22 protein-coding genes are annotated in these 20,720 nt (G+C 65.5%); 11 read left to right on the forward strand and 11 right to left on the reverse strand.

What is annotated here, in order from left to right:
• Positions 1-223: 223 nt before the first annotated feature.
• The 4 genes from uvrB to MTR72_RS09050 form a co-directional block, all read right to left on the reverse strand.
• The gene (uvrB, locus tag MTR72_RS09035; protein ID WP_280968479.1) at positions 224-3,220 is read right to left on the reverse strand and encodes an excinuclease ABC subunit UvrB; all 2,997 of its coding nucleotides are present in this window, start codon (positions 3,218-3,220) and stop codon (positions 224-226) included.
• Between the two features lie 93 nt (positions 3,221-3,313).
• On the reverse strand, positions 3,314-3,547 hold the full coding sequence (locus MTR72_RS09040; protein ID WP_280970845.1) for a hypothetical protein: 234 nt from the start codon (positions 3,545-3,547) through the stop codon (positions 3,314-3,316).
• Positions 3,548-3,604: 57 nt separating this feature from the next.
• Positions 3,605-3,829 carry a hypothetical protein gene (locus tag MTR72_RS09045; RefSeq protein WP_280968480.1) on the reverse strand — a complete coding sequence of 75 codons (225 nt, stop codon included), beginning with the start codon at positions 3,827-3,829 and terminating at the stop codon, positions 3,605-3,607.
• A 123-nt stretch (positions 3,830-3,952) separates the two neighbouring features.
• Complete coding sequence (locus MTR72_RS09050; RefSeq protein WP_280968481.1) at positions 3,953-4,870, reverse strand: LysR substrate-binding domain-containing protein; 918 nt, start codon at positions 4,868-4,870, stop codon at positions 3,953-3,955.
• Between the two features lie 304 nt (positions 4,871-5,174).
• Between MTR72_RS09050 and MTR72_RS09055 the strand changes: the two genes are divergently transcribed.
• From MTR72_RS09055 to MTR72_RS09070, 4 genes are all read left to right on the forward strand, one after another.
• On the forward strand, positions 5,175-5,954 hold the full coding sequence (locus tag MTR72_RS09055; RefSeq protein ID WP_280968482.1) for a sulfite exporter TauE/SafE family protein: 780 nt from the start codon (positions 5,175-5,177) through the stop codon (positions 5,952-5,954).
• Positions 5,951-6,181, forward strand: coding sequence for a hypothetical protein (locus tag MTR72_RS09060; protein ID WP_280968483.1), 231 nt, complete (start codon positions 5,951-5,953; stop codon positions 6,179-6,181). The genes MTR72_RS09055 and MTR72_RS09060 overlap by 4 nt, the downstream gene beginning before the upstream one ends.
• Positions 6,182-6,347: 166 nt before the next feature.
• On the forward strand, positions 6,348-7,055 hold the full coding sequence (locus MTR72_RS09065; protein ID WP_280968484.1) for a glutathione binding-like protein: 708 nt from the start codon (positions 6,348-6,350) through the stop codon (positions 7,053-7,055).
• Positions 7,056-7,362: 307 nt separating this feature from the next.
• On the forward strand, positions 7,363-8,061 hold the full coding sequence (locus MTR72_RS09070) for a glutathione S-transferase family protein (protein WP_280968485.1): 699 nt from the start codon (positions 7,363-7,365) through the stop codon (positions 8,059-8,061).
• Between the two features lie 227 nt (positions 8,062-8,288).
• Here MTR72_RS09070 and MTR72_RS09075 read toward each other — a convergent pair whose 3' ends face one another.
• Positions 8,289-8,492 carry a cysteine-rich CWC family protein gene (locus MTR72_RS09075; protein WP_280968486.1) on the reverse strand — a complete coding sequence of 68 codons (204 nt, stop codon included), beginning with the start codon at positions 8,490-8,492 and terminating at the stop codon, positions 8,289-8,291.
• Between the two features lie 114 nt (positions 8,493-8,606).
• On the opposite strand from MTR72_RS09075, the gene MTR72_RS09080 reads away from it, so the two are divergent.
• The 3 genes from MTR72_RS09080 (at position 8,607) to MTR72_RS09090 (ending at position 11,854) form a co-directional block, all read left to right on the forward strand.
• Positions 8,607-10,172: a DUF1800 domain-containing protein gene (locus MTR72_RS09080; RefSeq protein ID WP_341510306.1), complete on the forward strand. Its 1,566-nt coding sequence runs from the start codon at positions 8,607-8,609 to the stop codon at positions 10,170-10,172.
• Between the two features lie 4 nt (positions 10,173-10,176).
• The gene (locus MTR72_RS09085) at positions 10,177-11,391 is read left to right on the forward strand and encodes a DUF1501 domain-containing protein (protein ID WP_280968488.1); all 1,215 of its coding nucleotides are present in this window, start codon (positions 10,177-10,179) and stop codon (positions 11,389-11,391) included.
• A 139-nt stretch (positions 11,392-11,530) separates the two neighbouring features.
• Complete coding sequence (locus tag MTR72_RS09090) at positions 11,531-11,854, forward strand: antibiotic biosynthesis monooxygenase family protein (RefSeq protein ID WP_341510307.1); 324 nt, start codon at positions 11,531-11,533, stop codon at positions 11,852-11,854.
• Between the two features lie 16 nt (positions 11,855-11,870).
• Here the strand turns inward: MTR72_RS09090 and MTR72_RS09095 are convergent, their stop codons facing one another.
• The 6 genes from MTR72_RS09095 to MTR72_RS09120 form a co-directional block, all read right to left on the reverse strand.
• A complete protein-coding gene (locus MTR72_RS09095) occupies positions 11,871-12,812 on the reverse strand; it encodes an aldo/keto reductase (RefSeq protein WP_280968490.1) in 942 nt (313 codons plus the stop codon).
• Positions 12,813-13,078: 266 nt separating this feature from the next.
• Positions 13,079-13,534 (reverse strand): GNAT family N-acetyltransferase, encoded by a 456-nt coding sequence (locus MTR72_RS09100; RefSeq protein WP_280968491.1) that lies wholly within the window; start codon positions 13,532-13,534, stop codon positions 13,079-13,081.
• Positions 13,535-13,620: 86 nt separating this feature from the next.
• Positions 13,621-14,433 (reverse strand): PAS-domain containing protein, encoded by an 813-nt coding sequence (locus MTR72_RS09105; RefSeq protein ID WP_280968492.1) that lies wholly within the window; start codon positions 14,431-14,433, stop codon positions 13,621-13,623.
• Positions 14,434-14,559: 126 nt separating this feature from the next.
• A complete protein-coding gene (locus tag MTR72_RS09110) occupies positions 14,560-14,718 on the reverse strand; it encodes a hypothetical protein (protein ID WP_280968493.1) in 159 nt (52 codons plus the stop codon).
• Between the two features lie 75 nt (positions 14,719-14,793).
• Positions 14,794-14,970: a hypothetical protein gene (locus MTR72_RS09115; RefSeq protein ID WP_198024695.1), complete on the reverse strand. Its 177-nt coding sequence runs from the start codon at positions 14,968-14,970 to the stop codon at positions 14,794-14,796.
• A gap of 158 nt (positions 14,971-15,128) precedes the next feature.
• On the reverse strand, positions 15,129-15,779 hold the full coding sequence (locus tag MTR72_RS09120) for a glutathione S-transferase family protein (protein ID WP_280968494.1): 651 nt from the start codon (positions 15,777-15,779) through the stop codon (positions 15,129-15,131).
• On the opposite strand from MTR72_RS09120, the gene MTR72_RS09125 reads away from it, so the two are divergent.
• From MTR72_RS09125 to MTR72_RS09140, 4 genes are all read left to right on the forward strand, one after another.
• A complete protein-coding gene (locus MTR72_RS09125; protein WP_280968495.1) occupies positions 15,772-16,260 on the forward strand; it encodes a hypothetical protein in 489 nt (162 codons plus the stop codon). The genes MTR72_RS09120 and MTR72_RS09125 overlap by 8 nt on opposite strands.
• Before the next feature lie 67 nt (positions 16,261-16,327).
• Entirely contained in the window at positions 16,328-17,530 is a 1,203-nt protein-coding gene (locus MTR72_RS09130) for a pyridoxal phosphate-dependent aminotransferase (RefSeq protein WP_280968496.1), read from the forward strand.
• 160 nt (positions 17,531-17,690) lie between these two features.
• Complete coding sequence (locus tag MTR72_RS09135; protein WP_280968497.1) at positions 17,691-18,170, forward strand: DUF992 domain-containing protein; 480 nt, start codon at positions 17,691-17,693, stop codon at positions 18,168-18,170.
• A gap of 233 nt (positions 18,171-18,403) precedes the next feature.
• The gene (locus tag MTR72_RS09140) at positions 18,404-20,446 is read left to right on the forward strand and encodes an elongation factor G (protein ID WP_280968498.1); all 2,043 of its coding nucleotides are present in this window, start codon (positions 18,404-18,406) and stop codon (positions 20,444-20,446) included.
• The last annotated feature ends 274 nt before the right edge of the window (positions 20,447-20,720 follow it).

Raw genomic sequence — 20,720 nt, forward strand, 5'->3', positions numbered from 1 at the left:
GCAAACGCTATCGCGCAGTCCGGGCGCCCATCAATCCGCAAAACCACAGGGGATGATTGCAGATTGTATGACGCACAAACGCAATGCCAGGTTCATGGGGTGCAGCGATGGGTTGCGCATGCGGCTGCGCGCACGCATTCGGCCCGGCGGCCGTCGCCGCACGCACATTGCCCGGCGCGTCCCGCCGGTGACGGCGAGCCGCTCTCCTCACGCAGCGAGCAATCTACCTCTTCTTCCACCCACCCCGTCGCCCCGGCGCACCGCCCGTCGACTTGGGCGCCGGTCCGAACTCCGGCCCCGACTGCCGCGAGTCGGTCGGCTGGATGATGCGGCTGCTTCCGCCGAACGGCTTTGACGGCCGGGCGCGGCTTGCCCGATAGGGCAACGACTCCGGGCCGTGCATTTCGTCGAGATGCGGCTTGTGCACCTTCGAGCCGCTGCCGCCGCCGCTGGCCTTGAGCGCGGAGCCCACGGTCCTTTTCTTCATGGCGCTGACAGGAAGGTTGGCAGCGTCGCCGTATTTCCTTGTACCGGCATAGGCGCCGGCCTTGCTCTGGACCGCGCGCTGCTTGGCGGTGGGGTCGTCGACCACGGCGAGCTCGGTCGCACGCAGGCGCTTGACCTCGTCGCGCAGGCGCGCGGCTTCCTCGAAGTTCAGATCGGCGGCGGCCTCGCGCATCCTCGTTTCGAGATCGGCGAGCACGGCCTCGAAATTGTGGCCGATCGAGATGACGTCGTCGGTCATGTCGTGGCCGCCGACCTCCACCAGCACGTGGTCGCGCTCGTAGACGGAGTTGAGGATGTCGCCGATCTGCTTCTTCACGCTCTCCGGCGTGATGCCGTTGGCGTTGTTGTACTCGACCTGCTTCTCGCGGCGGCGATTGGTCTCGGCGATCGCGCGCTCCATCGAGCCGGTCATGCTGTCGGCATAGAGGATCACCTTGCCGTCGACGTTGCGCGCGGCGCGGCCGATGGTCTGGATCAGCGAGGTCTCGCTGCGCAGAAAGCCTTCCTTGTCGGCGTCGAGGATGGCGACCAGTGCGCATTCGGGAATGTCGAGGCCTTCGCGCAACAGGTTGATGCCGACCAGCGCGTCGAACGCGCCGAGGCGCAGGTCGCGAATGATCTCGATGCGTTCGATGGTGTCGATGTCCGAGTGCATGTAGCGCACGCGAATGCCCTGCTCGTGCAGATATTCGGTGAGGTCCTCCGCCATGCGTTTTGTCAAAACCGTGATCAGCGAACGGTAGCCCGCCGCAGCGGTCGCGCGGACCTCACCGACGAGGTCATCGACCTGCGTGCGCGCGGGACGGATGTCCACGGGAGGATCAATGAGTCCGGTCGGACGGATCACCTGCTCGACGAAAACGCCGCCGCTCTCGTTCAGCTCCCAGCCGCTCGGCGTTGCGGACACCGCGATGGTCTGCGGCCGCATCATGTCCCATTCCTCGAAGCGCAAGGGACGGTTGTCCATGCAGGAGGGCAGGCGGAAACCGTATTCGGCGAGCGTCGCCTTGCGGCGGAAGTCGCCGCGGAACATGGCGCCGATCTGCGGGATGGTGACGTGGCTCTCGTCGGCGAAGATCAGCGCGTTGTCGGGCACGTATTCGAACAATGTCGGCGGCGGCTCGCCGGGGCGGCGGCCGGTCAGGTAGCGCGAATAGTTCTCGATGCCGGCGCAGCTTCCCGTCGCCTCCATCATCTCGAGGTCGAACATCGTACGCTGCTCCAGCCGCTGCGCCTCCAAAAGGCGCCCCTGATCGTGGAGCTGGTCGAGCCGCTGCTTCAATTCGAACTTGATCGACTTGATTGCCTGCACCAGCGTCGGGCGCGGCGTCACATAGTGCGAGTTGGCGTAGATCTTGATAAATTCGAGCTCGTCCTGCTTGTGGCCGGTGAGCGGATCGAACTCCTCGATGTTCTCGACGGTGTCGCCGAACAGGTTCACGCGCCAGGCGCGGTCCTCATAGTGCGCCGGGAAGATGTCGATGATGTCGCCGCGCACCCGGAACGTGCCGCGGGTGAAATCGGCCTGCGTGCGTTTGTATTGCAAGGCGACGAGGTCGGCGATGAGCTGGCGCTGGTCGATGCGCTCGCCCTTCTTCAGCGCGAAGGTCATCGCGGTATAGGTCTCGACCGAGCCGATACCGTAGATGCAGGACACCGAGGCGACGATGATGACGTCGTCGCGTTCGAGCAGCGCGCGCGTCGCCGAGTGGCGCATGCGGTCGATCTGCTCGTTGATGGACGAGTCCTTCTCGATATAGGTGTCGGTGCGCGGCACGTAGGCTTCGGGCTGGTAGTAGTCGTAATACGAGACGAAGTACTCGACCGCATTGTCGGGGAAGAAGTTCTTGAACTCGCCATAGAGCTGGGCGGCGAGCGTCTTGTTCGGCGCCAGGATCAGGGCAGGGCGCTGCGTCGCCTCGATCACCTTGGCCATGGTGTAGGTCTTGCCCGAGCCGGTGACGCCGAGCAGAACCTGCGAACGGTCGTTACGCTCAATGCCTTCGACGAGCTCGGCGATCGCGGTGGGCTGGTCGCCCTTGGGCTGGTACTCCGACTTGATCTCGAAGCGCACGCCGCCTTCGGACTTCTCCGGGCGCGGCGGCCGGTGCGGCGTCCACACTTTCATGGAGCCGTCGTCCTTGCGGAACTCGGGGCGGCCCTCTCGGATCAGCGTCTCCAGCGCGTCCGCGGTCGCCTTCACGCCGAGCGCTTCGGTCCTCGAACGTGGCGGCCGCGCCAGCGCCTCGGCATCGTCCTCTTCGGTCGGCAGTCCGAGCTGCTTTGCCAGTTCCGGGTCGAGGAACGGCACCGTCGCGCTCGTGCCGTAATTGGCTTGCGGCGCCTCTTCCAAACCACCAGTCTCTCCGCTCCCTCCCCCCTTGCGGGGGAGGGCCGGGGAGGGGGGTGAGCCGCGAGTCGGCTGACGAGAGTCCTGCGGAAAATCCTTCGGCGTCGAGGCCCGCGCGCGATGCGCAGCGGCCTCGCCGCCGGCGCGGCGGTCACGCGAATTGTCCGGCGGTGGCTGCAGGCCGGTGCCCGATCCAAGCCCGGCATCGCCGCGATTGATGGCGGGATTGAGCAGCTCGGCCAGCGCCGGCGCGATCGGCTGCACGTCAGGCCGTGACGCGCGAGAATTTGGCGCCTTCGAGTTGGGCGTCTTGGTTTTGGGGGATTTGCCGGATTTTTCGGAGGGTGCAGGTTTCTTCGCCATGCTCCGAATATGGGACGAGTTCGCCCGGCAGAAAAGGGCGAATGCCCTGTCCGGCTCGGCCTGCTGACAGCAGGTTGGCAGCAGGCGCGGGCGTCACGCCGCCGGCAGCGGCCCGTCGTCGTCCTCGCGCACACTGCGCGGTTGGAGGATGTCGAGATGGATCCCGCCGCAACTAGTGCAACGCATGGTCCAGTATTCGCATCCGGCGCGGCCGCCGATCACGCGGAGCACCGCGAGATCCTCGTCGCACTCAGGACATTTCGCCAGCACGGACCGCGCGTAGGATCGTGCCAGCGGCTGTGTCTCTTCGATTTCGATGTACGACATCCCCGGTTCCTCGTTTCCCGCCGCGTTGTCGCTGCGGTCCTTCGCCATCCCGCTTGCTTACTCGTCGTCGTTCTCGGCGCGGCGGCGGAAGCGGTCGATGTGGTGCTTGGCATCGGCGATCGCAGCGTCGGGATCGGGCCAGGCGAAGCCGACTTCCATGGCCGGAAACAGCACGCCGTCGATGGCAACAGGGCTGAAGTCGGCGCGCCGGATCCGGGCGTGCCACAGTCCCTTGCCTGCCTCGAAGGATTCGATGTCAAAGCCGTCGTAAAGGGTCGTCATAGTGGTCCCCCACGTTTCTTGTTGGGAAATTAGGGGACCACGTTTCCAGATTTGCGTATGTGAAACGGTTCACAAGCCGCCGGCTTTTTCGCCCAAGATTCGCCCAAGAGCAGATTGACCCCTTCAGTTCCGTGCGGCGGCGCGGCCGATCCGCCTGGCCGGACGCGCCGCGGGCTCGGCCGCGGCACGCATGATCCAGCGCCGGAACGCGGCAAAGTCGCGCTGTTCGGTCTGGAAGCTGCGATACACCAGGTACCAGCGCATGCCCTTGGGCACCGAGATGTCGAACGGCGCCACCAGCCGGCCGGCGGCGAGATCGTCGTCGATATAGGGCCGGATGCCCATGGCGATGCCGAGCCCGTCGGCAGCGGCCTGCAGCGACTGGCCGTAGAACTCGAATTCAGGGCCGCGTGCGTTGATCCGGGTGAGGCTGGCCGCCTTCAGCCAGATCGGCCAGTCCTCTGGCGAATGCGCGACGCGGATCAGGCTCGGGCCTTTCAGGTCGGCCGGCCGTCTCAGGCTGGCGGCGAGGCGCGGCACGCAGACCGGTGTGAGGTCGCCGGCGAACAGCGGCTCGGCGACGAGGCCGGGCCAGTCGCCGGTGCCGAGCTTGATGCCGCAGCTCCAGTCCTCTCCGAACGGCACCGCCGCACCGCCGGTGGTGAAGCGCACCTCGATGTCGGGCTCTTCGTTGCGAAACTCCGACAGCCGCGGGATCAGCCAGCGCATCGCAAAGGTGTGTCCGACGCCGATGGTGAGCACGCGGACGCTCGAGGACGCCGTCACCTGGGCGGTGAGGCTTGCGAGCGCGTCGAAGATCGGCGTCAGCCCGCTCTGATAGGCGCGTCCTGCCTGCGTCAGCACGAGGCGGTTGGCCTTGCGCTCGAATAGCGCGACGCCGAGGCGCTTTTCCAGAAGATGCACCATGCGGCTGACGGCGGCGGCCGACACGTTCAGCTCGACGCCGGCGGAGGCAAAGCTGCCGGTCCGCGCCGCCGCCTCGAACGCCTTGATGCCGTTGAGAAAGAGCAGCCGCCGCAAATGCCGTACCCTCAGGAAAGCTGATGCCAGGCCAAGATAACTCAGTTTGCGCGAGGGGAACAAGCGAGGCACAACTTGCAGCGTAAATTTGTGCTGATCTGTTGAAGCGAGGATGGCGGCCTTCGCCTCTCCCCGCCTGCGGGGAGAGGCCGACGCGCAAGGCGCGCCGGGTGAGGGGGAGCTTCCGCGAGTCCAACTGTCACCGTGATCGCGGACGCAGCCCCTCACCCCAACCCTCTCCCCGTAAGAACAGGGAGAGGGAGAATGGACAGCCTGCGTCCCTCACTTGCCACAGGAGACCTTCGTGACGCCCATCATGATCGCTGCCCTCGGATTGCTGATGGTCGGCACCGCATTCCTGTCGGGGCTGTTCGGCATGGCGGGCGGGCTGATTCTGATCGGCGTGCTACTGGCCTTGATGTCGCTGCCGACCGCGATGGTGCTGCATGCGATCACCCAGATGGCGTCGAACGGCTGGCGCGCCTTGCTGTGGCGTGCGCATATCCGGTGGCGGCCGGTGTTCGTCTATCTGATCGGCTGCGCGCTGGCCCTGGCGCTATGGTCGATCACGCGCTACGTGCCGGACAAGCCGGTCGCGCTCCTGATGCTTGGCGTCACGCCGTTCATGGCGCGGATGATGCCCGCGGGCATCAAGCCGAATCCGGACAGCATCTGGCAGGGCGCCTTCTACGGCTCGGTCTGCATGGGTCTGATGCTGATGACCGGCGTTTCGGGTCCGCTGATGGACACGTTCTTCCTCGGCGGCAAGTTCGGCCGGCGCGAGATCGTGGCGACGAAAGCGACCTGCCAGGTCGCGAGCCATTTCACCAAGCTGCTCTATTTCGGCGGCATCGTCGACCAGGCCGCCTCGCTCGATCCGGTGCTGGCTGCGGTTGCGATCGCCGCCTCGATGCTCGGCACTAGCCTCGCCCGCCGCCTGCTCGAGGCGATGAGCGACCAGCAATACCGTGTCTGGGCGACGCGTCTGATCACCACCATCGCCTGCTATTACATCGCCTATGGAGGCTGGCTGCTGGTCCGCACACCGGTGCTGGCGGCCTTCGACAAGGGAGGACTGCAATGAGCGAGATGGCCGATCCGCTGGTGCTTGATTTCGTCGAGTGGATCGCGCGCGAGCCGCGCGCCTACGCCGAGGTGGTCTCGACCTGGAAAACATCCTGCCCGCGCCTCACCATCTGGGAAGACGCCGCTGATCGCGGCTACGTCGCACGCGAGACCGTTGCCGGCGTCGGGTTGATCATCGCGGTGACCGAAGACGGCGAAAGCTTTTTGCGCGCGAACGGGCGGTGACATCCTCGCCTCTCCCCGTCAGAACGGACAGGGGAGAAGAAAGCGCGCTCCTGCAATCACGCGGCCGTCATTGCCGGAACCATTGACACAGGCCGGGCTTGGCGCGAAGTTCATGCAATCGCATCTATTTGCGATCGCCTTTCCTTCCAGCCCGGGACATCCAGCCATGATCGACCTGCACTACTGGACCACGCCGAACGGCCACAAGATAACGATGTTCCTCGAAGAGACCGGGCTGAAGTACAAGATCATTCCGGTCAACATCGGCAAGGGCGAGCAGTTCAAGCCGGAGTTCTTGGCGGTAGCGCCCAACAACCGCATTCCCGCGATCGTCGACCACGCGCCGAAAGGCGGGACCAAGCCGCTGTCGGTCTTCGAATCCGGCGCCATCCTGCTTTATCTGGCCGAGAAGACCGAAAAATTCCTGCCGGCCGATCTCTATGGCCGCTATGACGTGATCCAATGGACGTTCTGGCAGATGGGCGGCCTCGGCCCGATGGCGGGCCAGAACCACCATTTCCGCAACTACGCGCAGGACAAGATTCCGTATGCGATCGACCGCTACGTCAATGAGACCAACCGTCTCTATGGTGTGCTCAACAAGCGCCTCGCCGATCGCGAATTCATCGCCGGCGAATATTCGATCGCCGACATGGCGTCCTATCCCTGGGTGGTCGGTTATGCGAACCAGGGCCAGAACATCGACGACTTCCCGCATCTGAAGCGCTGGCTCGAAACCATCCGCGCACGCCCCGCCACCGAGCGCGCCTATGCGCTCGCGAAAGACGTCAATCCGAACTTCGGCAAGCCGGCCATCCGCACCGAAGAGGAGCGCAAGATCCTGTTCGGGCAGACGGCGTCGGTGGTGCGGTAGGATTTCCGTCGTCATCATCCGCGAAGGCGGATGATTCAGTAATCACAAGCGGCAGTGGGTCATTCGACCGCCGCGGCGTACTGGATGCCCGCCTGCCGCCTTCGCTAAAGCTTCGGCGGCCCAGGAGCGTAAGCCCCGGCGAAGCCTTGGCGTAGCCGGGTCGCGAGGACATGACGACGGAAATTGGTGTACGCACTTCTCTCCACATCGTCATTGCGAGCGCCGGCGAAGCAATCCAGAATGTTTCCGCGGCGATAGTCCGGATTGCTTCGCTTCGCTCGCAATGACGGAGACTGTGGAGCCTGCCATGTCACTCAAACTGTACGAACTCGTCGGCACCGACGCCAGCCGCCCCTTCAGCCCGTATTGCTGGCGCACGCGCATGGCACTCGCGCACAAAGGCCTCTCTGCGGAATCGCTGCCCTGGCGTTTCACCGAGAAGAGCGCGATCGCGCCGCATGGCTCGGAAAAGGTTCCGGTGCTGCTGCATCACGACAAGCCGGTGGTCGATTCCTGGACGATCGCGAACTATCTCGAAGAGACCTTTCCGGATCGTCCGTCGCTGTTCGGCGGTGAGGGCGGCCGCGCCATGGCGCGGATGCTCAACGCGTGGGGCGACATCGCGATCGTCGGCGGCATCTTCCCGCTGATCATCGCCGACATCCCGAACAATCTCGCCAAGGCCGATGCCGCCTATTTCCGCGAGTCGCGCGAAGCGCGCTTCGGCGGCAAGGCGCTGGAAGACATCATGGCAAGCCGCGACACCGGTGTGGTTGCCTTCCGCAAGTCGCTGGAAGTGCTGCGCCAGACGTTCAAGACGCAAGCCTATCTCGGCGGCAGCGCGCCGAACTATGCCGACTACATCGTGTTCGGAGGCTTCCAATGGGCGCGCGTCGTCAGCCCGTTCAAGCTGCTCGAGGCGGATGATCCCGTGTATGCGTGGCGCGAAAAACTGCTGGACGCGTTCGACGGCATGGCGCGCAAGTCGCCGGGGCATGCGGTTTGAATGTAGGCTCTCTCCCTAACGTCGTCCGGGCGAAAGCCAGGGCCCATACCGCGTGATCTATCGAGCGCGAATGGTCGTAGTACCGAACCACGAGCCTTCGCCAAACCTCTCCCTGGGGTAATCGCGACGAGCGCAAAAGCGCTCGCGCGGGGCTCCTGGCTTTCGCCAGGACGACACCGGAGGCCTGGCGGCTGCTAGCGTCTAATTTAGCGCGCAACGATCGCAAGCTATTTCGTCCCCTCCGCCGCCAGCTTCCGCAAACACTCCCTGCACAAACAATCCTCAGCCTCGACCGGCATCGGCAGGCGCGCCGTCTCTTCGACGCACCAGCAGGTGCCCGAGAGGTCGCAGCCGAATTCGGTGCCGCAACGGGAACAGGCGAGGCGGCGAGCCGGCGAATCCTGCAGGGTCAATTCTTTCGGATTTGTCATGATCTACGCCGAAGCTTCGCCGTCATTTTCATGTCGGGTTCATCCCCCACCGCGATATATTAAACGTCGCGCATACGCCCGGAAAGCGTTGGGCGAGGCGCAGAGGACAAATCGATGGCCCGCGATTCGCATGCCGCCCTTGTTGCGCTCAACCGGTTCGGCTTTGGCGCGCGGGGCGGGGCCTCCGGCGATCTCATCAACGCGGCTTCCGATCCGCGCGGTTTCGTGAAGGCGGAACTCAGCCGGCCCAACGGTGTGCTGCTAGAGGCGCCAGGCCTGCAATCGACGCCGCAGCTCGGGCAGGCCGTGTTCGCCTATCAGGACCAGGTCAGGCAGGCGCGCGAGGCCGCAAAGACGGCTGCGCCCGCCGAAGCGCCGCCTCCGCAGGCGCCGGCCGATCCGAAGTCCGATACCAAACTGCGCCGCAACCCGTCGCTCAACGCCGTGATGACCGAGATCGCCGGCCAGATGGCCAAGACGAAGCCGGCGGACAATGCGGCCAAGCCTGATACCATGCAGCCCGATGCGGCCGCGCCGACGCCCACAAAGCCCGCGCCGCAGCCGCTCAACGTCATCCAGAAGACCTTCCGCGCCGAAGCGCTGGCGCGGTTGCAGCGCGCGACGCTGGCCGACTGCGGCTTTACCGAGCGGCTGGTCGTGTTCTGGTCCAACCATTTCTGCATCTCCGCCAGCAAGGGCGAATTGGCGCGGATGTGGGCCGGCGCGTTCGAGCGCGAGGCGATCCGCCCGCATGTGCTCGGGCGTTTCGCCGACATGCTGAAGGCGGTCGAGCAGCACCCGGCGATGCTGTTCTTTCTCGACAACCAGCAATCGCTCGGTCCGGACTCGCGCGCGGGCCAAAATCGCAAGCGCGGGCTGAACGAGAACCTCGCGCGCGAGATCATGGAGCTGCATACGCTCGGCGTCAGCGGCGGCTATACCCAGGAGGACGTCACCTCGCTCGCGCGCATCATCACGGGTTGGACCTTTGCCGGCCGGCAGGGGCAGCTAGGGGTGCCCGGCTCGTTCGTGTTCAATAGCAATGCGCACCAGCCGGGGCCGCAGGTGCTGCTCGGCAAGACCTATCAGCCGACCGGCCTCGCGCAGGGCGAGGCCGCGCTCGCCGACATCGCGCGGCATCCCTCGACGGCAAACTTCATCGCCACCAAATTCGTTCGTCATTTCGTCGCCGATGACCCGCCGCCCGCTCTGGTCGCGCGATTGCGCGACGTCTTCGTCAGGACCGACGGCGATCTGAAGGCGCTTGCGACCGTGCTGGTTGATTCGGACGAGGCCTGGAAGGCGCCGCTGACCAAGATGCGCTCGCCTTACGATTTCCTGGTCGCGAGCGGCAGGCTGCTCGCGCGTGTGCCGGAAGACCCCGGTCCATATCTCAACAGTCTCAATCTGCTCGGCCAGCCGCTATGGTCGCCGGCGGGGCCCAATGGTTTCCCGGACACCAGTGCCGCCTGGGCCGCGCCCGAAGGCATCAAGCTCCGGCTCGATATCGCCTCGCAGATGGGTGCGCGGCTCGGCAACAACATCGACCCGCTCGACCTTCTGGAATTCGCGGCGGCCGATGCGGCCTCCATCGAGACGCGGCGGACCATCGAGCGCGCGGAATCGCGCCAGCAGGCCTTGGCGCTGCTGTTGATGTCGCCGGAAATGCAGAGGAGATGATGTGATGGATTGCACCGAGAACCGGCTCCTCACCTCGCGTCGCGGCCTCTTGCTCGGCGGCGCCTGCTTCGCGGCGTGGGCTTACTTGCCGAAATTTGCGCGCGCGGCGGACGGGCGCGATCCCCGGCTGGTCGTGGTGATCCTGCGCGGCGCGCTGGATGGGCTCTCAACCGTCGCGCCGATCGGCGATCCCGACTATGCGGGCCTGCACGGCTCGATCGCGCTCGCGGCGGATGGCGCACACCCCGCGATCATGCTCGACACCTTCTTTGCGCTGCATCCGGCGATGCCGGAATTCGCACGCATGTATCGCGACAAGCGTGCCGCGGTGATCCACGCCGTCGCGACGCCCTATCGTGACCGATCGCATTTCGATGGCCAGGACGTGCTCGAAAGCGGCTACGCGGGTCCCGGCCGCGTGCAGTCCGGCTGGCTCAACCGTGCGCTCGAGGCGCTGCCGCGTGGCGAGCGCGTGTCCAGCGGGCTTGCGGTCGGCCCCACCACGCCGCTGGTGCTGCGCGGCGCTGCTCCGACCGTTGGCTGGGCGCCGGTTGCGCTGCCGCAGGCCGATGACGACACCGCAATGCGGCTCGTCGATCTCTACCGCCATCGCGATCCCGCGCTGGCGTCGGCACTGTCGCAAGGTCTCCAGCTCGAAAAGGCCGCGAGCGGCGACGACATGAAGCGCAAGCCCGGCAATGTGGTCGCGCAGATGCGGCAAGTGGCGCGCGGCGCCGCCAAGCTGATGGCCGCCGCCGACGGCCCGCGCATCGCGGCGCTTGCCTTCGACGGCTGGGACACGCACGCCAATGAAGGCGGCCCGGTCGGTCGCCTGGCGTTCCTGCTCGGCGGGCTCGACGGCGCGCTCGGCGAATTCGAAAGCGGCCTCGGCGAGCGCTGGCGCGACACCGTCATCGTGGTCGCAACCGAGTTCGGCCGCACCGCGCGCATCAACGGCACCGACGGCACCGACCACGGCACGGCTACCGTCGCGCTGCTCGCCGGCGGCGCCGTGAAGGGTGGCCGGGTGATCTCCGACTGGCCTGGCCTCAAGCTCGCCAACCTCTACGAAGGCCGCGACCTCAAGCCCACCACCGATTTGCGTTCGGTGATCAAGGGCGTGCTGCAAGACCAGTTCGGCCTGTCCGATCGCGTGCTGGCCGAGACGGTGTTTCCCGACAGCGCCGCGGCGCGGCCGATGAAGGGGTTGATCATCTAACCAACACTGTCATTCCGGGGCGCGCGTCAGCGCGAACCCGGAATCCATTCATCCGCGGAGCGATGGCTTCCGGGCCTGCGCCTTGCGGCGCATCCCGGAATGACGAAATATTTGACCGAACATCAGGAGACCTTCCGCAATGTACATCGCCATGAATCGCTTTCGCGTTGCCAAGGGTTCGGAGGCTGCTTTCGAGCAGGTCTGGCTCAGCCGCGACACCCATCTCGACAAGGTGCCGGGCTTCATCGAATTTCATCTGCTCAGGGGACCCGAGCTCGAGGATCATACGCTCTATGCCTCCCACACCGTGTGGGCCAACCACGCGGCGTTCGAGGCCTGGACCAAGTCGGAGGCGTTTCGCGCGGCGCATCAACGGGCCGGCGACAACAAGCCGCTCTATCTCGGCCATCCGCAGTTCGAGGGTTTTGAGGTGATGCAGACGGTGGCACGCGGCGCGAAATAGCGCCGCGCTGCAGGCATCAGGCCTTGGTGATCCCATCGATCTCGGCCAGATCATCCGCGCCGAGCTGCCAGGCGATCGCCTTGACGTTCTCCTCGACCTGCTCGACGCGGGTGGCGCCTGCGATCACGCTCGACACTTGCGGGCGCGCCGCGAGCCAGGAAAAGGCCAGCTCGAGCATGGTGTGGCCGCGCGCCTTGGCGAAGGACTGGAGCTTTTCGACGATGTCTTCGTTGCGCGGCGTGACATAGCGGTCGCGCAGCGCCGGCGCCTTGGCAAAGCGCGTGTCGGCGGGCGCTGCTGCGCCACGCTGGTATTTGCCGGTGAGCAGGCCGCTTGCCAGCGGGAAGAATGGTAAGAGGCCCAGCCTGTATTCCTGCGCGGCGGGCAACAGGTCCTTCTCGATGTCGCGGACGAGGAGGCTGTATTCGTCCTGGCAGGAGACGAAACGGCTGACGTTCATCGCGCGGGCGGTGAACTCGGCTTCCGCGATGCGCCAGGCCGGGAAGTTGGAATTGCCGATGTAGCGGACCTTGCCCTGGCGAATGAGATCGTCGAGTGCGCGCAGCGTCTCTTCCATCGGCGTCAGCGGGTCGTAGTCATGCTGCTGGTAGAGATCGATGTAGTCGGTCTTGAGCCGCGTCAAGCTCGCCTCGACCGCGTTCATGATGTAGCGGCGCGAGGCGCCCTGCTTGGTGCCGTCGGTCGCCATCGGTTTCGAATATTTGGTGGCGAGCACGATGTCCTTGCGGCGATCGCCGAGCACAATGCCGAGCACGGTCTCCGATCCGCCCATGCCCGCATAGATGTCGGCGGTGTCGAACAGCGTGATGCCGAGGTCGAGGGCGCGATGGATCACCTTGCGCGAGGTCTCCAGATCCGTGCGCTGGCCGAAATTGTTGCAGCCGAGCCCGACCGCAGAGACGCGCAGGCCGGAGGCGCCGAGATTGCGAATTTCCATGGGAGATCCTGTCAGAAGCAAGCAGCGATGGCATTGTGGCCCGCCATGCGCCGCACCGGCAAGGCGGCGAATGCGTTGCTGCCATGCTGACATGAGAATTGCAGGCAAAAAACGCGGCCCCTGTCAGACGCGGCGACTGACGGGGACCGCTTCGAGGCGCTTGATCGGTGACGGGGGCCTGATCAGACGCAGGCGCGAGCCTAGCCCTCTACTGTAACGTGCGGGTGACAGGCCAAGTTATCCACAGGGCGTCTAGGCCGCAGCGATCAGAACAGCTTGCGGTAGACGATGAAGCCGGAGCGTTCCGCGACCTTGTCGTAGAGGCTCTGCGCCGTGAGGTTGGTCTCGTGCGTCTGCCAATAGACGCGCGGCGAACCTGCGAGTTTTGCCCGCTCATAGACGCCGTAGATCAGCGCCGAGGCGACGCCCTTGCCGCGCGCGGCTTCGAGCGTGAACAGGTCCTGCAAATAGCAGGACGGCTCGATCGCAGTCGTGCTGCGGTGGAACAGATAGTGCGTCAGCCCGAGCAAACGGCCCTCGCTCTCGGCCACCAGCGCATGCACCGGCTCGTAGGCATCGAAGAAGCGCTGCCACGTCATGCGCGTGATCTCGGGCGCGAGCGCGGTCGGGCCGGAGCGGCCGTAGAAGGCATTGTAGCCGTCCCACAGCGGGAGCCACTGATCGTAATCCTGCCGTGTGACGGAGCGAACGGTGAGCGACATCTGGAAATTTCCCGATCTCGGAGGACGCAAGGCGAAGTGCCGGTGTGGCGTCCTTCATACGTGATGACGGGCGGGCCGATCAATCGCTACTCCGCAACGCGCAGATACCGGATCAGCTTGCGGTTCGATGGATCGCGCAGCGAACGGTAGTAGTCGGCCTGTGCCGGCGTGTCGGTGTGACGCACGAGGTCGGTCACCGGCGTGTAGCTCAGCATGCGCCCGCCATCAGGCAGCACGGTGCAGACGAAGCGCAGCACTTCGCCATTGGCGAGGTTGATGTTGATCGGCGTGGCGTCGCCGATCCGCACCATCTCCATGCGCTGCGCGATGAAAGTGCTGAGCTCGTCCTCCGGCAGTTCGAATGCGCCGGTGTCGCGGCCGTGATACATCAGCGCGATGAAGGGCGGCTTGCCGTCGGCCTTCGCATCGGGCAGCGCAAAATAATCGCGGAAGGCGCGGTTGATGAACTCGGCGCGGGTCTCGGCATCGAGCAGCACGATGCCGATATCGACCTGGTCAAGCGCCGCCGACAGGCGGGCGGCGGTGGCGTGGTTGCGACGCTCGGCGGCGAACGCCTCGAGCAGGCGCTCGCGCATCAGCCCGGTGATGGCGGCGGTGCCGGCAGCCGTCATTGCCAGAAGGCCGAGCCGGCCCAGATCGATCGCAGTGATGCCGGGAACGGCGCCATGATAGAAGCGGAACAGCGCCGCGCCGATCACCGCGATGGCCGCGCTGGCCGCGGCGGAGGCGAAGCCCGACAGCGAGCCGGCAACGGCCACGATGCAGACGAACAGCGGCGCGGGTGAGGGGACAGTAAGGGATTGGTCGAGCAGGGTCGCCAGCAGCGCGACCGCTGCCGTCAGCGCCGGACCGGAGATCGCACGCCATCCGAATCGCATGGCCCGTCTCGCTGCTCCACGAACGAGTAAGGCCGTCAGACTGACCGATCGTTGCACAAAGGCGACGGAATTCGTGCGTCGCGCTTAAGAAGGACTTGCGCGCAAGCGCAAAGCTTATCGATGATTTTAGAGCAAATGTGCGGGCATGACGTGCCGCTGCAGCGTGGGCGCGTTCAGCGTCAAGGTTCCGGTGTTCTTGCGCGTGCCCGCAAAAATCAAGAGCGACGCCGCGACCAGGATGGCCGCAGTCAGGGTAATTGCAACGACTATCACCGGTGACTTCATCGATGTCCTGTAGCGGTGCCGATCGGCGCGGGTGCTCACAGGGCGCCCTGAAGGCTGGTCCAGGATGAGACGGGATCAGACCGGAAGACCCATTGCCATGGTCGCCTTTGTCGACAGCACCGTCAGGGTGACGATCAGGCAGAGCGAAAGCGCAGCGATCGCGAGCGAGGCCGCGACAGCGTTGGTCAACCGGGAAGAGGCGGCGATGACGGGGCGGCCCTGAAAGCCTGCCGTGCCGGACGCCCGAATCATGGTCTAAATCCTTCAACGCGCGAGCGAATCACCCGCGACGCGGAGAATTTCACAACTTCAACCGGCAACATTGGGGCGGCTGCCGCGCCGATTACGGCGAGATTGCGGCAGCGGCTTTCGTTATGCCCGCTATTTCCCCCAACCCTGGCGGCGGGCCGTCAGGCGCCGGCCGCAATGCTGGCAGGGTCGTCGATATCGGCCGGCCGCCAGTCCATCGTGACAAAGCCGGGCGTCTCTTCGACCCGCTTCAGCCAGTTCCGGATCGCCGGGAAGGTCGAGAGGTCGAAGTCGCACCGATCGGCGAGATGGGTGTAGCCGTAGAGCGCGATGTCGGCGACCGTGAGCTGGCGCGCAGCGAAGTAGGCGTTGGTCCTGAGGTGATTTTCCATCACCTGCAGCGCGCCATAGCCGCGCTCCATCCAGTCCTCCAGCGCGTGGGTCTGCAGATCGCGCCCGCCCTTGACCAACGACAGCCAGAAATAGGCCGCGCCGAGGTTCGGCTCGAGCGCGTGCTGCTCGAAGAACATCCATTGCAGCGCCTCGGCGCGTTCGATGCGGTTCTCGGGCGCGAGCGGCGTGCCGACCGCGACGTACCAGAGGATGGCGTTGGACTCGGCGATGTAGCGGTTGTCGCCGACCTCGAGCAGCGGCACCTGTCCGGACGGATTCTTCGCCAGAAACTCCGGCGTGCGGCTCTCGCCGCGCAGAATGTCCACCTCGATCGCTTCGTAGGGCACATTCAGCAGCGCCAGCGCAAGGCGGACCTTGTAGCTGTTGCCGGAGCGTTGCATCGAGTAGAGCTTGTACATTCTTAAGAATTCAATTCCAGCGACGGGAAGGCGCGGCGCTTGTTGCCCCGCAACGCGGCTAAACAATGATGCCGTTGCGAATCCGCCGCAAGGCCTGACCAATAGAAAAACTCGAAAAGCCTACCGCACTGCAGCGCTGCGGAAAATCATTTCCGCGGCGCTGATGCAAACCGGATCACGCTTGCGTCAACATGCGAACGCTCGCCCGCGCGCGATCGTGTGCGAGGATCTTGGGCTGTGCTCTCATCAGCCGGTGTCGATCGGGCGCCGGCTCGCACCGTCAGCCCGGCGTCAGTCTCTTGGCAGTCTCTTGGCGCTTTGGAAGCGTAAATTGCTCCGAGGACAGGCCTTGCCGGATATGAGGGATTCCGGCGGCAAAGTTGCGCAATATTGCGTTCCGCCGTACGCGAAGCGCGCCAAATTCGTAAACTTTTCGAAGATCGGGCCGAAGTTTCTTGCGGTGCAGCGGCGCACGTTTTAGGGTGGCGCATTCCCACAATCAGAGTCGTGAGGCCCCAAGGGTTCACGACGCTTGCCAGGAGATGATGATGTCCTTCCTTGCCGCTGCGCTCGACCGTGTGAAGCCGTCCGCGACCATCGCGGTCACGGATAAAGCACGCGCGCTGAAAGCGGCGGGCCGCAACGTCATCGGCCTCGGCGCCGGCGAGCCCGACTTCGACACGCCCGCCAACATCAAGCTGGCGGCGATCCGCGCCATCGAAGCCGGCAAGACCAAGTACACCGCGGTCGACGGCATCCCCGAGCTGAAGGACGCCATCATCGCGAAATTCCAGCGCGAGAACGGCATCAGCTACAAGCCGAACCAGGTGATCGTCGGCACCGGCGGCAAGCAGGTGCTCTACAATGCGTTGATGGCGACCATCAATCCGGGCGACGAGGTGATCATCCCGGCGCCCTACTGGGTCAGCTATCCCGAGATGGTGGCGCTCGCCGGCGGCGAGCCGGTGCCGGTGGTCTGCACCGCCGCGACCGGCTTCAAGCTCCAGGCCGAGGCGCTGGAACGCGCGATCACGCCGAAGACCAAATGGGTCATCCTGTGCTCGCCCTCGAACCCGACCGGCGCGGCTTACACCAAGGCCGAGCTGAAGGCGCTCACCGACGTGCTGGTCAAGCATCCCCATGTCTGGGTGATGACCGACGACATGTACGAGCATCTCGTCTACGACGACTTCCAGTTCACCACCGTCGCCCAGGTCGAGCCGAAGCTGTATGACCGCACGCTGACCGTGAACGGCGTGTCGAAGGCCTATTGCATGACCGGCTGGCGCATCGGCTACGCCGGCGGTCCGGCGCAGCTCATCAAGGCGATGGCGACCATCCAGTCGCAGTCGACCTCGAACCCGTGCTCGATCGCGCAGTGGGCGTCGGTGGAGGCGCTGAGCGGTCCGCAGGACTTCATCCCCGCCAACAACAAGGTGTTCAAGGAGCGCCGCGATCTCGTCGTCTCCATGCTCAACCAGGCGAACGGCATCGAGTGCCCGCGGCCGGAGGGCGCGTTCTATGTCTATCCGTCCTGCGCCGGCACCATCGGCAAGACCGCGCCGTCGGGCAATGTGATCTCCAACGACGAGCAGTTCGTCACCGAGCTTTTGGAGACCGAAGGCGTCGCCGTCGTGCAGGGCTCGGCCTTCGGCCTCGGTCCGGCCTTCCGCATCTCCTATGCGACCAAGACCTCGGACCTCGAAGACGCCTGCAAGCGCATCCAGCGCTTCTGCGGCAATCTGCGCTAAGCTGACGGTAACGATGTGACATGAAAGGGCCCGCATCCTGCGGGCCCTTTTTCTTTCACGTCCGCGCGAACTGGTACCACCGGGACGATTGTGGCATAGAACGTCCCGCGCTTGTGCCGCCCCCTCCATCCTCGCATCACATCATAGCCGGAGACATTTCATGCGCCGCTCATTCCTCCTCGCCGGCCTCACTGTCGCGAGCCTCGTTGCCTCCATCGCTTGTGCCGGCGCGCAGCAGCGGATGGCGCGGGTCGGCGTGCTCGAATGCCGCGGCGGCGCCAGCGTCGGCTTCGTGGTGGGATCGGTGACCCATCTCGGCTGCGTCCTGCGCGCCGACGGCGTGCCCGAGGACCGCTACGTCGCGACGATCCGTAAGGTCGGCCTCGACATCGGCATCACGCAGGAGACTGCGCTCGCCTGGGGCGTGTTCGCGCCGGTCGACCGGCTCGGCCCCGGCGATCTCTCCGGTAACTATGCGGGCGCGCAGGGCAGCGCGTCGGTCGGCGTCGGCTTAGGGGGCAATGTGCTCGTCGGCGGCTCCAACAATTCGATCGCACTTCAACCGCTTAGCGTGCAGGGCCAGGTCGGCCTCAACGTCGCCGCCGGTCTCGAGAGCCTGGAACTGCGCCCGGGTCGCTGAATCAATTGTAGGTTGAGTGAGTGCCAGCGGAGGAGCTCTCCCTTCACCTCTCCCGAAGAGGTAAATGCCCCTGGGGCAATAGGTCGTACCTGATCTCATTTAGTCGCTAAGACTTGATCTAACTGACGACGCACCGCAGCGACGTTTGATGCTTGCCAAACCGTGAGGACGGGCAGAGCATCAACGTTTGCCGACCCAATCACGGGCCGAGCTCCAGATGAAGGAGGCGGCGAATGGGACAAGACGTCAGAAGTCCCCGAGGTCCACGGTGCATTGCGCTGGTGGGCCCTTTCCAAAGCGGTAAAACCACTCTTCTTGAAGCAATACTGGCGCGAACGGGCGCAATCCCGCGCGCTGGAAGCGTCGACGCCGGAACTTCCGTCGGCGACGCCAGTCCCGAGGCCCGTCATCACAAGATGACCGTCGGGCTGACTGCTGCCACCACGAGTTTCATGGGCGACAGCTACACCTTTCTCGACTGTCCCGGTTCCGTCGAATTCGCCAACGACATGCGCGCCGCGTTGCCCGCGGTCGATGCCGCGGTCGTGGTCTGCGAGGCCGACGAGAAGAAGCTGCCGCAGCTTCAGATCATCCTGCGCGAGCTGGAGGAGCTGAAGATTCCGCGTTTCCTGTTCCTCAACAAGATCGACCGCGCCAACGAACGCATCCGCGAGACGCTTGCGATGCTCCAGCCGGCCTCCCGCGTGCCGCTGGTGCTGCGCCAGATCCCGATCTGGAATGGCGAGCTGATCGAGGGCTTCGTCGATCTCGCGCTGGAGCGCGCGTTCGTCTATCGCGAGCACAAGGCGTCCGAGGTGATCGCGCTTGAAGGCGGCAATCTCGACCGCGAGAAGGAAGCCCGCTTCTCGATGCTGGAGAAGCTCGCCGATCACGATGACGCGCTGATGGAGCAGTTGCTTGAGGACATCCAGCCGCCGCGCGATGCCGTGTTCGACGATCTTGCCCGCGAATTGCGCGAGGGCCTCATCTGTCCCGTGCTGATAGGCGCCGCCGCGCGCGAGAACGGCGTGCTGCGCCTGATGAAGGCGCTGCGCCATGAGGCGCCCGGTATTGCCGAGACTGCCAAGCGTCTCGGTACGCCGGAAGCCAAGGACGCGCTCGGCTACGTCTTCAAGACGCTGCACTCCCAGCACGGCGGCAAGCTGTCGCTGACGCGGCTCATCGCCGGCCATCTCGATGACGGCGCCACGCTGCAGTCCTCTTCCGGAGGCGCGGGCCGCATCTCCGGCATTCTCGCCGTCAACGGCGCCTACGACACCAAGCGTGCCGCGGCGGAAGCCGGCGACACGGTGGCGCTCGGCAAGCTCGATCCGGTCAAGACCGGCGACATGGTCTCGAGCGGAAAGACCCAGCCGCCGGCCCTGGTCGCCGCAGAACCGACGCCGCCGGTGCTCGCGGCCTCGATCGCGGCGAGCGATCGCAAGGACGATGTGAAGCTCGGACAGGCGCTGGCGCGGCTGCACGAGGAAGATCCCTCGCTCGTCATCGTGATGAACGCCCAGACCCACGACACCGTGCTGTGGGGACAGGGCGAGATGCATTTGCGTGTTGCGGTCGAGCGGCTGCGCGACCGCTTCGGCGTCAACGTGAAGTCGCATCCACCCGCGATCGGCTATCAGGAGACCATCCGCAAGCCGATCACCCAGCGTGGCCGGCACAAGAAGCAGTCCGGCGGCCACGGGCAGTTCGGCGACGTCGTGCTCGACATCAGGCCGCTGCCGCGCGGCGATGGCTTCAAGTTCGCCGAGAAGGTGGTGGGTGGCGCCGTGCCGCGCAATTACATCCCGGCGGTGGAAGAAGGCGTCATCGACGGACTCGCGCGCGGGCCGCTCGGCTTCCCCGTCACCGACGTGCAGGTGACGCTGACCGACGGCTCCTTTCACAGCGTCGATTCCTCCGACCTCGCGTTTCGCACGGCGGCCCGGATCGGGCTCAACGAAGGCCTGCCGCTATGCCAGCCGGTGCTGCTGGAGCCGATCCACGTGGTCGAGATCGTCTGTCCGACCGACGCCACCGCCAAGATCAATGCGATCCTGTCGGCGCGGCGCGGGCAGATCCTCGGCTTCGACACCCGCGACGGCTGGAGCGGCTGGGACTGCGTCCGCGCCATGATGCCGGAGGCCGAGATCGGCGAGCTGATCGTGGAGCTGCGCTCGGCCACCGCCGGCGCCGGCAGCTTTACCCGTACCTTCGACCACATGGCCGAGGTGACCGGGCGCGCGGCCGACCAGATCATTGCCGCACACGCGGCGTGAGCCAACTCTCGCGGTAAGAGACGCACCGCCCTCTCACACCCGCTCCCCGTCTTTTCGGGGAGAGGGTGCGGTGAGGGGCTGCTCAGGCTGTTCGTCACCGGCGCCTCGCCCACGGTCCGCCGGGCGCTGCTCACCCATGGCGTGTTGCCGCCACGCGCGCGTTACCGCGAGACGATCGAGCGCGCGATCGCCGACATCAAGGGCGCTCGGGCCGCGACCGCGTCCGCGGCCGCCGCCATTATCGCCGCCGCCTCGTGGCGCGCGCTTGACAGGG

It is taken from the genome of Bradyrhizobium sp. ISRA442 (genome assembly GCF_038085055.1).
In the GTDB taxonomy this organism is placed as follows: Bacteria; Pseudomonadota; Alphaproteobacteria; order Rhizobiales; family Xanthobacteraceae; genus Bradyrhizobium.

Coding starts and splice junctions, on each gene's coding strand:
- MTR72_RS09140 (WP_280968498.1), top strand. CDS start 18,404: ATGGGACAAGACGTCAGAAGTCCCCGAGGTCCACGGTGCATTGCGCTG.
- MTR72_RS09135 (WP_280968497.1), top strand. CDS start 17,691: ATGCGCCGCTCATTCCTCCTCGCCGGCCTCACTGTCGCGAGCCTCGTT.
- MTR72_RS09070 (WP_280968485.1), top strand. CDS start 7,363: ATGTCACTCAAACTGTACGAACTCGTCGGCACCGACGCCAGCCGCCCC.
- MTR72_RS09060 (WP_280968483.1), top strand. CDS start 5,951: ATGAGCGAGATGGCCGATCCGCTGGTGCTTGATTTCGTCGAGTGGATC.
- MTR72_RS09065 (WP_280968484.1), top strand. CDS start 6,348: ATGATCGACCTGCACTACTGGACCACGCCGAACGGCCACAAGATAACG.
- MTR72_RS09095 (WP_280968490.1), bottom strand. CDS start 12,812: ATGGAAATTCGCAATCTCGGCGCCTCCGGCCTGCGCGTCTCTGCGGTC.
- MTR72_RS09100 (WP_280968491.1), bottom strand. CDS start 13,534: ATGTCGCTCACCGTTCGCTCCGTCACACGGCAGGATTACGATCAGTGG.
- MTR72_RS09120 (WP_280968494.1), bottom strand. CDS start 15,779: ATGTACAAGCTCTACTCGATGCAACGCTCCGGCAACAGCTACAAGGTC.
- MTR72_RS09090 (WP_341510307.1), top strand. CDS start 11,531: ATGTACATCGCCATGAATCGCTTTCGCGTTGCCAAGGGTTCGGAGGCT.
- uvrB (WP_280968479.1), bottom strand. CDS start 3,220: ATGGCGAAGAAACCTGCACCCTCCGAAAAATCCGGCAAATCCCCCAAA.
- MTR72_RS09105 (WP_280968492.1), bottom strand. CDS start 14,433: ATGCGATTCGGATGGCGTGCGATCTCCGGTCCGGCGCTGACGGCAGCG.
- MTR72_RS09110 (WP_280968493.1), bottom strand. CDS start 14,718: ATGAAGTCACCGGTGATAGTCGTTGCAATTACCCTGACTGCGGCCATC.
- MTR72_RS09040 (WP_280970845.1), bottom strand. CDS start 3,547: ATGTCGTACATCGAAATCGAAGAGACACAGCCGCTGGCACGATCCTAC.
- MTR72_RS09130 (WP_280968496.1), top strand. CDS start 16,328: ATGTCCTTCCTTGCCGCTGCGCTCGACCGTGTGAAGCCGTCCGCGACC.
- MTR72_RS09045 (WP_280968480.1), bottom strand. CDS start 3,829: ATGACGACCCTTTACGACGGCTTTGACATCGAATCCTTCGAGGCAGGC.
- MTR72_RS09085 (WP_280968488.1), top strand. CDS start 10,177: ATGGATTGCACCGAGAACCGGCTCCTCACCTCGCGTCGCGGCCTCTTG.
- MTR72_RS09115 (WP_198024695.1), bottom strand. CDS start 14,970: ATGATTCGGGCGTCCGGCACGGCAGGCTTTCAGGGCCGCCCCGTCATC.
- MTR72_RS09080 (WP_341510306.1), top strand. CDS start 8,607: ATGGCCCGCGATTCGCATGCCGCCCTTGTTGCGCTCAACCGGTTCGGC.
- MTR72_RS09075 (WP_280968486.1), bottom strand. CDS start 8,492: ATGACAAATCCGAAAGAATTGACCCTGCAGGATTCGCCGGCTCGCCGC.